The sequence below is a fragment of the Kitasatospora azatica KCTC 9699 genome (assembly GCF_000744785.1).
GTDB lineage: Bacteria > Actinomycetota > Actinomycetes > Streptomycetales > Streptomycetaceae > Kitasatospora > Kitasatospora azatica.
The window spans coordinates 1,613,150-1,624,468 of the sequence record NZ_JQMO01000002.1 but is presented as its reverse complement, the minus strand read 5'-3'; the positions used below and the strand labels follow the sequence as shown (position 1 = coordinate 1,624,468).

Genomic DNA, 11,319 nt, shown 5'->3' with positions numbered 1-11,319 from the left:
CAAGACATGATTCGCCTTGCCACGATAGATCTTCTCTATGATGGCAGTGTGCAGCTCCAGCAACTCCGCTACTTCCTCGCCGTGGCCGACCTCGGCCACTTCACCCGGGCGGCCGAGCGCCTGCATGTCGCCCAGCCCTCCCTCTCCCAGCAGATCCGCGCACTGGAACGGGAGCTGGGCGCAGAGCTGGTGCATCGCGGCCGAGGTGCCAGCACCTTGACCGACGCCGGCCAGGCACTGCTCCCGCTCGCTCGGCGGATTCTGGCCGACGCCGACAGTGCCCGCGCAGCGGTGCGCGAAACCGTCTCGCTGCGCCGCGGCCGAGTCCGGCTGGGCGCCCCGCCGAGTCTGTGCACGAGCCTGGTCCCCGATGTGCTGAACGCCTACCGGGCCCGTTACCCGGGGGTGGAACTGCTGGTCCGCGAGGACGGCTCTCGCGACCTGGTGCGGGTGCTCGTGGCCGGCGAGCTGGACCTGGCGCTGATCATCACCCCGTCTGACGGAGCCGGTCTGGCAGTGGTCGAACTCCTCCACGAGGACCTGGTCCTGGTCTCCGCCCACTCCCCGCGTCACCGCCGACGCGCCCGGATCGAGGACCTGCGAGACCAGCCCCTGGTGATGTTCCGCGAGGGCTACGACGTCCGCGAGGCCACCCTGGCCGCCTGCCGCGCCGCCGGCTTCACCCCCGAATTCGCCGTCGAGGGCGGCGAGATGGACGCCGTCCTCGGCTTCGTCCGCGCCGGACTGGGCCCAGCCGTGGTCCCCGGCATGGTCGCAGCCCGCAGCGGCCTGACGGTCACCCCGTTCGCCGACCCCGCAATGGGCCGCACCATCGCGCTCGCCCACGGCGCCGAGGTCCCGCTGAGCCGCGCGGCGGACGCGATGCGCGAGGCGCTGATCAGCTACGTGGCGGGAGGCGAGGCGCAGCTATCGCCCGGGACCCGGGTGCTGGAGTGAGGACCTAGCCCGACCGCACGGGCGGGCTGAGAGCGACTCGCTACAGCTGGAGAGTGATCCCGCCGCTCGGTACGGTAGCTTTCTGTAGCTGACTGGACACGAGCCGCGGGGGTCTGCGGTGGGGGACAACGGCAGGACGTTCGGATCGTTCATCTCGCTCCGGCGGTCGATGCTGGGGTGGACCCAGCTCCGCCTGGCCACTGAGGTCGGGCGGAGTGAGGACTGGATGTCCCAGGTTGAGCGGGACCTGCAGCAGGTCAAGGACCTCACGCTCCTGCAGCGGCTGGCCGAGGTACTGAAACTCGACCTCGCCGAGCTGATCGCGTTGCCGCAACCGGCCGCCGACCGCGTGAGATCACGCAGCCGGAAGTCCTCCTCCGCTACGCTGACGAGCACTTCCGCTGCTGAGGAGGACGATGTGCGACGCCGCCCGTTCATGGCCCTGGCGGCTGCCGCCCTGTTCCCCCCGGCCGCTGGGCAGCGGTCCGCTCATGTTGCGGCGTCGGCGCCGTTGGCCTCCCTGGAAGACCTCCTGCTGTACGGGGCAGACCGAATCCCGCCGCCTCGGCGTGACCCGACCCCGGCTGGGGTTGCCGCCTCGCTGGTGACCTCCCGTCAGGAGTTCCGGGCGGCCCGCTATGACGCTCTCGCTCAGGCCCTGCCCGGCCGGATCACTGCCGCTCAGGCCGTCGGCACGCCGGAGGGTTCCGCGCGTAACGTCGCCCAGCTCTACAACCTCGCCGCCCGAGTGTGCATCAAGATCGGCGACAACAACCTCGTCGCCATCACCGCCGACCGCGCGCTGACCTCCGCTCGGATCGGTGGCGATCCGCTGGTCACCGCCGAGGCCCAGCGAATGGTTTCCAGCTCTTGGCGCCGTCAGGGCAGCCTTCCTCGGGCAACTGACATCGTGGTCGTCGCGGCCGAGGAACTCCTCGCGGACACGTCCGTGCCGGAGATCGCCCGCCTGGCCACCCGCGGCGACCTCTACGCCACCGCCGCGTACACCGCCGCGAAGACAGGTGACCGCTCCTACGCGCACTCCCTGATCCGCGAGGCCGCCGACAGCGCCGCTGCTGCCGGCCTGGTCGATGACATCCAGGGTGTCGCCCTGCACGAGCTATCAGTGCACTACGAGCTCGGCGACGCCGGCCGGGCGATCGAGCTGGCCGCCACTATCGATCCCACAGCGCTGCCCACCGCCGAGCGACAGGCCCGCTTCTTCACCGACGTGGCGCGCGCGTTCGACCAATGGAACAAGCCCGAGCAGTGCTTCAAGGCGCTGTTGGCCGCCGAGCAGGCCGCCCCGCAGGAGATCCGCCGCGGTGCCGTCCGCGACCTTGCCTCCGCACTGCTGCGGCACGACCGCAAGCTGATCGGTGTCCGGGAGTTCGCCGCCCGCGCGGGCGTCCGGATCGTCTGACCCGTAGCTGGACTACGACTCGTAGTCCGGCTACGGAAGCGGTCCTGGGCCCGGCAGTTCACTGAGGACATCCACCAAGTCCCAGCTGCCGAAGGCCCCGCTGATGCCGATGCACAGGACCACTCCCACCCCCGCCTACTGCCCGTCTCGCGCGCGTCCGGCCGCCCCGGCCACCGGCGCGGATATGACCGCCTTGCACAACTTCGCGGCGCTGAACGGTCAGCTCCGCGTCTCCGTCGGCCCTGACTGCAACGTCGCGTGCTGGTTCTGCCACAACGAAGGCGATGTCCCGCCCGGCACCACCGTGGACGACGCCAGCCAGCAGCCGCGCCGGCGCGTCCTGTGCGCCGACCACTACGTAGTGATCATCGGCGCGCTGATCGGCCACGGCCTCAAGCGCGTCTACTTCACCGGCGGCGAGACCCTGGCCTCGAAGCTGGCCAGGCCCGTGCTGGAGGGCATGCACCAGTTCGCTGCACCCGACGTCACGTTCGCCCTCATCACCAACGGCATCCTGCTGCCCCGCTGCCTTCCGTGGCTGCGGGAGACCCCGCTCGACAAGATCAAAGTGTCGCTGCACTACTTCAGCGACGAGTCGTTCCGGGACATCGCCCGGACCCGGCTCCCGGTGGCGACCGTGCTGAACGGCATCGATACTGCGCGGGAAGTCTTCGGGCAGGTGGAGCTGAACACCCTGCTCCAGCGCCAGAACGAACACGAAGTCAGCAGCATCCTCGACTACGCGCTCCAGCGACGGCTGCCGATTCAGTTCATCGAGCTGGTCGACACCTCCTTCAACGCCCCCGGGCAGAGCTCGGCGGTCTCTGCCGACGCTCTGGTCTCCCATCTGCGGACGTTGACCCGTCATGAGCGGGTGGAGATCGCGGGGGTCGGCCAGGGCCGGCGTGTATTCACTGTCGACGGCCTGGAAGTCGAGGTCATTCACCGCGCGCTCGGCCGCCACCACGTTGGCCAGTGCGGCACCTGCCCGGTCCGGCCGCAGTGTGTTGAGGGTTTTTGGGCCCTGCGGCTCGACCATGCCGGCGGCCTGATGCCGTGCCTTCTCCGCGAGGATCTGCGGCTCGACCTCACCGCGCTGCTCGACCACGCCGATGCCCCAGCTGCCGTCGCGGCCTCCGTGGCCGCCCACGTCGCCGCATTCACGGAGGGAAGGTTGTGAGCCCCGGCCTACACCCCTGCTACCAGCCGGCTGTCACCGGTCGAAATGGCGCCCTGCTGGTCCTCGAAGGGATCAGCGGATCGGGTAAGTCCACGCTCACCCGACTGCTCGCCGACCGTCTGGCCGCCGACACCATGCACGTCATCCCTAAGCCCCTCGCGGGCCTCATCGGATACGTCAACGACCATGGCGGGGCCCTGACCCAGTTCGCCTTCCACCTGGCCGGGGCGCTGGACTCCGCCGACTTCGCCCGCCGTCGTCTGGTCAGCGGGAACCTGATCGCGGACCGGTGGATCGCCTCGGTGATCGTCAGCCACGCCGCAGTCAACAACCTCGACCTGGACGTGGCGACTGCCGCGTTCAGCCCCTACCTCGGCTATCTGCCCCGGCCCGATCTGACGGTGTACCTGGAGACCTCCGAGAAGGAGATCCGGCACCGAATCGAGACCCGCCCCCACCGGGCAACCACCGACCGGTTCCTGACCCGCAGGCCCGGCCTAGTGCCCCACATCCAGGAGCTGTACCGGCTGTTCGCCGCGACCGACCCTACCGGCGCACAGATCAGCACCGACGGACGTACCCCTGAAGAGCTGGCCGAGGAGATCCACGCCCTGCTGGAGGAGAGCCCCCGTGCTCAACCCTGTTGACCTGCCCACCCTCTTCGCCGAGGACCGCATCCACGGCTGCCACCCCGGAGAGATCCACCCCGCCGTAGCCTGGTGGGTCGCCTCCTGTCTCGTCCTGGTCACCGAGTCCCACGGCGTCGCACTGGTCCACGACGGCGCCGACCTGGCCAAGGAGTACACCAGTCTGTTCTGCCGAGGCGCGATCAACTGCCGGCACTACGCGGCGACCGTCTCCGTCGTCGGTGGGGGCGGGGAAGAGCTCCTGGCCTATGCGATCCGGGCGTTGCGGGTTCCCGGCGCACTGATCACCACCGCTGGGGCCCAGGTGACCATCCGCCTGTTCGCCGCTGACGGCACGCCGATCCGCGTCGGTGGCGGGTTGGAGCGGATCTGCGACCTGATCGCCCGCGGCAAGGTGCCCATCCCCGTCAACGACACCGCCCGGGGCCGAGTCGTCAACCGGCACGACATCGCCATGCACTTCGCCACTGCGGAAGGATGACCGTGATCGACGCCGCAACCATCATCGACAGCCGGACGAACATCCTCTTCGTCACGCTGGACTCCCTGCGCTACGACGTGGCCAGGGCGACCACGCACTCCGGCCAGACCCCCCGCCTGGCCGGCCTGCTGCCCGGCGGACAGTGGGAGGAGCGTCGCACGCCCGGCACTTTCACGCTCCCCACCCACCTGGCGTTCTTCTCAGGGTTCCTGCCCAAGCTTCCCCAACCCAAGCAGCCGCCGCGACTGTGGGAGTGCCGGCCGCCGGCCTTCAAGACCGTCGACCCCAGGACGTTCGTGTTCGACGCCCCGAATCTCCTGACCGGCCTTGGCCAGCACGGTTACCGCACGGTCTGCATCGGTGGCGTGACCTACTTCTCCCGCGAGACGCCGCTCGGCTCGGTCCTCCCGAACATGTTCGACGAGGACTACTGGCGGCCGGAGTTCTGCTCGCCCGAGCCCGACTCCACCCGCTACCAAGTCGAACACGCCCTCGACGTTGCTGCCAACCGCCTCGACCGGCCGCTGTTCCTGTTCGTCAACGTCTCGGCCACCCACGTCCCCCACGGCCACTACATTGGCGACAGCTCCGACTCCTGGCAGTCCCAGAGCGCAGCCCTCGCCTACGCCGACGCACACCTCGGCAACCTCATCGACACCCTCACCAGCACCAAACGGTGGTTGATCATCATGTGCGCCGACCACGGCGACGCCTTCGGCGAGGACGGCTACATGGGCCGCGGGATCGCCCACCCAACGGTGATGAACGTGCCGTTCGCCTGCATGGTGGTCTGAGCCCGTCCTACGCTCCGTCCATGACCGACACCCAGCTGCCCACCCGGGACGCGGCCGTCATCGCCGCTCGCGATTCCAACGGCCTGGTCGCCCTGCTGGCCGCGCCGTTCCCCCACCACGGTGGCGAGTACCTGTTCCTCCCCGGAGGGCGCCAGGAAGGCGACGAGACCCCGGAAGAGTGCGCGCGGCGCGAACTGCGCGAGGAGGCCGGGATCACTGCCGAGACGTGGCGTCCTCTGGGCTCCTACGCCATCGTTCCCGGCTCGACGGCACGCCTGCACCTCTACGAGGCCCGCGACCTGACCATCGGCCCGCAGGAACTCGCACCCGGTGAGGAGGGCTTCAAGCTGATGTGGTGGCCTATGCAGGACGCACTCGCCGCTGTTGAGGACGGGCGGTTCCTCCTCCAGGGCGGACCGCTGGCCCTCCTGCTTGCCGACCGGCACCCGGGTGCTGGGGGTGGACGCGTAGCGGGCCGCGGGCTGCCTTAGGGTGCGGTGGGTGTTGATCGGGGGAAGATGACAAGCAGTACGGAGACCAGTGGGCCGCTGGAGCAGCTGATCGGCCTCAACCGCCGAGCTGAGGTTGGAACTCGACGTCGCCGAGGAGAGGCGCGGGCTCTACGCCGCAAGGCTCAGCTTGCCGCTGGAGATACACCGTTTCTCGTACCGGGATTCGACACCCGGTTACATCGAGGACGTCCGCCTCAGCAGCAAGCGGTACCGGCGGGTGCACAACTGGTTCCAGGCGATCGTCATCATCGGCTCGCTCGGGACCACGAGCCTCGCCGGTCTGGAGAGTTACTACCCGCAGCTCAAGTGGGGCACGATCGTGCTGAGTTTCAGCGTGGGGGTGTCGGCGGGTTTCACCGGATACTTCAAGTTCCGTGAGCGGAGCTTCTACCTGCAGCAGACCGCCGACTCCATCGAGCAGGAGCTCAGTTCCGTCCAGCTGCGGATCGGGCCGTACGGCCAGGCGAACGACGAGGAGGCCATGCGCGTGTTCGCGGAGCGGGTCGAGAGCCTGAAGGACGAGCAGCGCAAGCGCGAGCAGCAACTCGACCAGCCGAGTCAGGGGCGCGACGGCGCGAGCCCCTGACTCGGCCGAGCGGTGCTCAGCCCATGCTCTTCGCGCCGTCCAGGGACTCGCGGATGATGTCGGCGTGGCCGGCGTGCTGGGCGGTCTCGGTGGCGATGTGCAGCAGGACCCGGCGGGCCGACCACTCGGCATCGGGCTCGAACCAGGGGGCCTTGGGGAGCGGCTGGGTGGCGTTCAGGTCGGGCAGGGCGGTGACCAGCTCGTCGGTGCGCCGGGCCACCGTCTCGTAGTCGGCCAGCACACCGGCGAGGGTCTCGCCGGGCAGCATGCGGAACTCGTCGGCGCGGCGGGCGTAGTCGGCCTCGGTGAAGGCGGAGAAGTCGGGCATCGCCGACGGTCCGTCAACGATGAAGTTCGCCCAGAGCCGCTCGACCGAGGTGACGTGCTTGATCAGGCCGCCCAGGCAGAGCTCACTGGCCGTGGTCCGCTGCCCGGCCTGCTCGTCGGTGAGGTCACGGGTGGTGAAGCGCAGGAAGTGCCGCTGCTTGGCCAGTGCGACCAGGAGGTCGGCGCGCTCGCCGGTCACGGCCGGGGCAGTGGTGGTCAGGGTCTCGCTCATGAGGTCTTCGCCTTCCGTTGCTGTTGCTCCGTCGGTCGAGTTCCACATTAGGGAGCACAGCGGTCACTTTCTGACCTGAATTCCCGGGAGAATCGTCGACATGGCGAACACCAGCACCCGCACCCTGCGACTGCTCTCCCTGCTCCAGACCCACCGGTACTGGCCGGGCGAGGAGCTGGCCGAGCGCCTGGGCGTCTCGCCCCGGACCCTGCGCCGCGACATCGACCGGCTGCGCGAGCTGGGCTATCCGGTGGAGGCGCAGCGCGGCGTGGACGGCGGCTACCAGCTCGCCGCCGGCGCGGCGCTGCCGCCGTTGGTGATCGACGACGAGGAGGCGGTGGCGCTGGTCGTGGGGCTGCAGGCCGCTGCCGAGGGGGCGGTGGAGGGCATCGCCGAGGCGTCGGTGCGGGTGCTGGCCAAGGTGGTGCAGGTGATGCCGACCCGGCTGCGGCGCAGGGCCGAGGCGCTGCGGGCGGTGACCGTGCCCGCGGACTGGGGCGAGGCGGCCGGCGCGGCCGCCTCCGGCATCGATCCGGAGGCGCTCACCGTGGCGGCGCTCGCCTGCCGGGACAGCGAGCGGCTCCGCTTCTCGTACACCACGGCCGACGGCCGGCACGCCGAGCGGGAGGTCGAGCCGCACCGGCTGGTCTGCCTCGGGCGCCGCTGGTACCTCGTCGCCTACGACCTCGCCAGGCACGACTGGCGCAGCTTCCGACTCGATCGCCTTGCCGCGCCGCAGGGCGGCGGCGCACGCTTCCGACCTCGGGAGTTGCCCGGGGGTGACGCCGCCGAGTTCGTCCGGGCCGGCCTGATCGGCGCGCCCCGCCCGTACCAGGTCGAGGTCGTGGTGGACGGCCCGGCCGCGGCGGTGCGCGAGCGGATCGGCCGCTGGGCCACGGTGGAGGAGGTCGACCCCGAGCACTGCCGGGTGCGGATGACCAGCGACTCCCTGGACTGGCCGACCATGGCGCTCGGCGCGATCGGGGTCGACTTCCGGGTCCTGGAGCCGCCCGAGCTGGTCGAGCAACTGCGGGAATGGAGTGCCCGGTTCGGCCGGGCAGCCGAGGAAGTCCCAGGACGGGCCTCCGTCGGACGGCGTACGCCAGCGCGCGGGCGGGAGGTCGGGGCGGTCGACTGGGAGAAGCCAATGCCCCTCAACGAGACGGAGTGATCATGGCGATCATCGCTGTGTTCGACATGCCCGGTGTGACCCAGGCCCAGTACGAGGAAAGCGCGAACCGAGTGACCAAGGGAGGCGGTCCGGCCAAGAAGAGCTCGGACTGGCCGGTGCCCGGTCTGATCGCCCACATCGCAGGCCCCAGCCCCACCGGCTGGTTCGTGACGGACGTCTGGGACTCCGAGGAGTCCTTCGCCAAGTTCGGCGAGATCATCGTTCCGATCCTGCGGGACCTCGGGGTCGGCGACGCTCAGCCGAAGGTGTTCCCGGCGTTCAACGTCGTGACCTCCTGACGTTCCGTTCCGATCCTCCGCTGAGGCGACGCCAGGTTTGGCGTCGCCTTCTTGCGCGGAGGAGCCGCGGCTCCGCCTTCTTGCGTGGAGGAGCCGCGACTGCTGCCGGACCGTCCTCCAACAGCCCGTCAGAGCGGGCGGTGCATGATGTGCAGCCCGACATAGCCCTTCGTCGGGTGCCGGAACCCCTCCGGCAGCGTGCCCAGCACCTCGAAGCCCAGCGAGCGGTACAGCTTCACCGCATGCACGTTGGTCTCGACGACCGCGTTGAACTGCATCGCCCGGAAGCCGGCCGCGCGCGCCCACTCGACGGTGTACTCGCACAGCGCCCGACCCACGCCCCGCCCGGAGTGCGCCGGGTCGACCATGTAGCTGGCGCTGGCGATGTGCGAGCCGTTGCCCATGTGGTTGTTGTTCATCTTCGCCGTGCCCAGGACCGTGCCGGCATCGTCGACGGCGACGACCGTACGGTTCGGGGCCGACAGCAGCCACCAGTCCCGTCCCTGGTCCTCGCTGAGATCGACGGGATAGGTGAAGGTCTCGCCCGCAGCGACGATCTTGTGGAAGAACGGCCAGATGGCGGGCCAGTCCTCGGTGTCGGCTTCCCTGATCAGCATGCGCACAGAATGCCGCTGCGGCCGCGGTGCCGCCAAGGTTTTTCGCAGGGCGGCAGCTCGGCCCGCAGTTGCGGCTGACCTCCTGACCTCCTGACCTCCTGACCTCTTGTCAGCTTGTCAGCCTGTCAGCCGCAACAGTGCAGCGACTCCTCAGACCGGAGCCGGCGTCGGTGACGGGGCGGGGGTCTGGACGGCGCTCAGGGCCTTCAGGCCGTTCAGCAGGGCCTGGCCGCCCGGGGAGCCGAAGCCGGTGCAGGCGTCGTAGCCGATGCCGGCCGCGTAGAGGCCGTTGTTGCCCTTGACGATGTCGCGCAGCACGCCGTTGGCCAGCTTGGTGTAGAGCAGCGGGTTGAGGAAGCCGACCGGGGCGCCCAGAGCCTGGTTGATCCGGGCCAGCAGCGCCGACCACTGGGGTGCGGCCGCGCTGGTGCCGCCGATCTGCACCAGGTGCTGCCCGTCCACGCTGATGATCATCACGCCGGTGGCGGGGTCGGCCAGTGCGGAGACGTCCGGCAGTGCGCGTCCCCTGCGGTGCGGCGGGTTGACCGAGGGCGGGATGTTGGTGCCGGCCTGCCACACGGGCACCGGGAACCAACTGCTGACCCCGCCGCCGGTGGCGCTGCCGGGGCCGTCGTCCCAGACCGTCTCGCTGACCACGGTGGGCCCGCTGACCACCAGTCGGGTGCCGCCCACGGCCGTTACGTGCGGGCTGGAGGCCGGGAAGTCGGCGTGCGCCAGGGCGTCACTTGCCTGGTCGCGCGAGCCGTCGTCGCCGGAGGCGCAGCAGCAGCTGATGTTGCGTTCGGCCGCCCGGGCGAAGGCCTTGTCGGCCGCGTTGGCCGCCATCCTGGTCCAGGCCGAGCCCGGGACGGCCTCCGGGTTGCCGTAGCTGTCGGAGATGATCGAGGGCCGGTTGGTGGTGTCGGTGACGATCGCGTTGAGGACGTCCACCCAGCCCTGCTCGGTGAACTCGCTGAAGTAGACGACGATCTTGGCGCCCGGCGCCAGCGCGCCGACCACCTGCAGGTCGAGCATGATCTCGCCGGTGGAGTCCATCCGGTCGGCCAGTCGGTCGTCGCGGCCCGGGTCGTTGCCCGGTCCGTGCACCACCACGTTGCTGATCTGCGGCATCGGCAGGTGCAGCACCTGGGTGAAGTAGGTCTGCAGGGCGTCCAGCTTGTAGCCACCGGAGGGTGTGCCGGGCGGGGTCTCGCCGTTGAAGGCGAGCACCGCCACGGTCTGACCGGTGCCGTCGAAGCCGACGGGGAAGGAGTACGGCCCGGCCAGCGCGTCCGGCAGGAAGGTGCCGGCCGGTAGCGCCTCGGCGATGGTGTCGGCCGCGGCCAGATCGGCCATCGGCATCCGAGCCGCCTGACGGTGCAGCAGGTTGGAACCCAGCGGCCGGTTGTCCAGACCGAGCACGGCGGTGACCACGCCGGCCAGCTCGGTCGGCACGTGCACCGCGCCCTCCCGGCCGCGGTAGGTGCGCCAGTTCTCGTCGCGGTCCTGGTAGCGGTAGCGGGCCAGGGTGACCTGGAAGGCTGCGGACAGGTCGGCCGAGGTGCCGGACAACCGCATGCTGCGGGCCACCGGGTTGACCGCGCTGACCATCAGGTTGTGCTCGGCGGCGAACCGCTCGACCGCGTCGAGGTCGGCCTGCGCGGCCCGGTGCGAGGCGTCGAACGCGGCGTCGTCCGGCACCACGCGCTGGGTCGGCGGCACCAGGGCCAGTTCGTTGGGGTCGGGCGCGGCCGGTGCGTCGGGGTCGCGCCGCAGGTAGACGGTGACGGACAGGGTCTCGGTCGGGCTGGCCGGGCCGGCGAACTTGGCGCCGGGGCGCGGGACGCGGTCGCTGTCCGGTAGGGCGAGGTAGGGGCTGCGCGACATGGGTGTCACCAGCTTTCGGCCCCGGTTCGGCGAGGCCTGGAGAAGACAAGCAGGGAGAGAGGCGTACAGGGCATACTTCGCATGTACGCATACGTCGGACATGTACTTTGTATACTTAGCTTTACCCTTGATAGCGGGGGAGTCAAGGGGGTACAGAGTCAAGAGCGTGCAGAGTCAGTGCAGGGTCGAGGGGGTGGCGGAGCGAG

The 11,319-nt window shown here is 70.1% G+C and carries 13 protein-coding genes; 10 read left to right on the top strand and 3 right to left on the bottom strand.

Annotated features, from left to right (window positions below; all coding sequences use genetic code 11):
- The first annotated feature begins 48 nt into the window (after positions 1 to 48).
- The 8 genes from BR98_RS07610 to BR98_RS37590 all read left to right on the top strand — a co-directional run bounded on the left by BR98_RS07610 (position 49) and on the right by BR98_RS37590 (position 6,580).
- On the top strand, positions 49 to 957 hold the full coding sequence (locus tag BR98_RS07610; RefSeq protein ID WP_035841314.1) for a LysR family transcriptional regulator: 909 nt from the start codon (positions 49 to 51) through the stop codon (positions 955 to 957).
- A 118-nt stretch (positions 958 to 1,075) separates the two neighbouring features.
- The gene (locus BR98_RS07605) at positions 1,076 to 2,380 is read left to right on the top strand and encodes a helix-turn-helix domain-containing protein (RefSeq protein ID WP_083976111.1); all 1,305 of its coding nucleotides are present in this window, start codon (positions 1,076 to 1,078) and stop codon (positions 2,378 to 2,380) included.
- Between the two features lie 184 nt (positions 2,381 to 2,564).
- The gene (locus BR98_RS07600) at positions 2,565 to 3,560 is read left to right on the top strand and encodes a radical SAM protein (RefSeq protein WP_035841313.1); all 996 of its coding nucleotides are present in this window, start codon (positions 2,565 to 2,567) and stop codon (positions 3,558 to 3,560) included.
- Entirely contained in the window at positions 3,557 to 4,207 is a 651-nt protein-coding gene (locus BR98_RS07595) for a dTMP kinase (protein WP_035841311.1), read from the top strand. Before BR98_RS07600 ends, BR98_RS07595 begins: the two co-directional genes overlap by 4 nt.
- Complete coding sequence (locus BR98_RS07590; protein ID WP_035841309.1) at positions 4,191 to 4,688, top strand: hypothetical protein; 498 nt, start codon at positions 4,191 to 4,193, stop codon at positions 4,686 to 4,688. The genes BR98_RS07595 and BR98_RS07590 overlap by 17 nt, the downstream gene beginning before the upstream one ends.
- Positions 4,685 to 5,482 carry an STM4013/SEN3800 family hydrolase gene (locus BR98_RS07585; protein WP_035841307.1) on the top strand — a complete coding sequence of 266 codons (798 nt, stop codon included), beginning with the start codon at positions 4,685 to 4,687 and terminating at the stop codon, positions 5,480 to 5,482. Before BR98_RS07590 ends, BR98_RS07585 begins: the two co-directional genes overlap by 4 nt.
- 20 nt (positions 5,483 to 5,502) lie before the next feature.
- Positions 5,503 to 5,973: an NUDIX hydrolase gene (locus BR98_RS07580; protein ID WP_051969409.1), complete on the top strand. Its 471-nt coding sequence runs from the start codon at positions 5,503 to 5,505 to the stop codon at positions 5,971 to 5,973.
- 94 nt (positions 5,974 to 6,067) lie between these two features.
- Positions 6,068 to 6,580, top strand: a complete 513-nt coding sequence (locus tag BR98_RS37590; RefSeq protein WP_232247273.1) for a DUF4231 domain-containing protein — start codon at positions 6,068 to 6,070, stop codon at positions 6,578 to 6,580.
- 16 nt (positions 6,581 to 6,596) lie between these two features.
- Here the strand turns inward: BR98_RS37590 and BR98_RS07570 are convergent, their stop codons facing one another.
- Positions 6,597 to 7,139 (bottom strand): DinB family protein, encoded by a 543-nt coding sequence (locus tag BR98_RS07570; protein WP_035841305.1) that lies wholly within the window; start codon positions 7,137 to 7,139, stop codon positions 6,597 to 6,599.
- 100 nt (positions 7,140 to 7,239) lie between these two features.
- Here BR98_RS07570 and BR98_RS07565 point away from each other — a divergent pair, with 100 nt between their 5' ends.
- Together BR98_RS07565 and BR98_RS07560 are read left to right on the top strand one after the other, a co-directional pair.
- Entirely contained in the window at positions 7,240 to 8,310 is a 1,071-nt protein-coding gene (locus BR98_RS07565; protein WP_083976107.1) for a helix-turn-helix transcriptional regulator, read from the top strand.
- A 2-nt stretch (positions 8,311 to 8,312) separates the two neighbouring features.
- Positions 8,313 to 8,609, top strand: a complete 297-nt coding sequence (locus BR98_RS07560) for a hypothetical protein (RefSeq protein ID WP_035841303.1) — start codon at positions 8,313 to 8,315, stop codon at positions 8,607 to 8,609.
- Positions 8,610 to 8,737: 128 nt separating this feature from the next.
- Here the strand turns inward: BR98_RS07560 and BR98_RS07555 are convergent, their stop codons facing one another.
- Together BR98_RS07555 and BR98_RS07550 are read right to left on the bottom strand one after the other, a co-directional pair.
- Entirely contained in the window at positions 8,738 to 9,226 is a 489-nt protein-coding gene (locus BR98_RS07555; RefSeq protein WP_035841302.1) for a GNAT family N-acetyltransferase, read from the bottom strand.
- A 150-nt stretch (positions 9,227 to 9,376) separates the two neighbouring features.
- Entirely contained in the window at positions 9,377 to 11,113 is a 1,737-nt protein-coding gene (locus tag BR98_RS07550) for a S53 family peptidase (RefSeq protein WP_051969408.1), read from the bottom strand.
- Positions 11,114 to 11,319 lie beyond the last annotated feature (206 nt).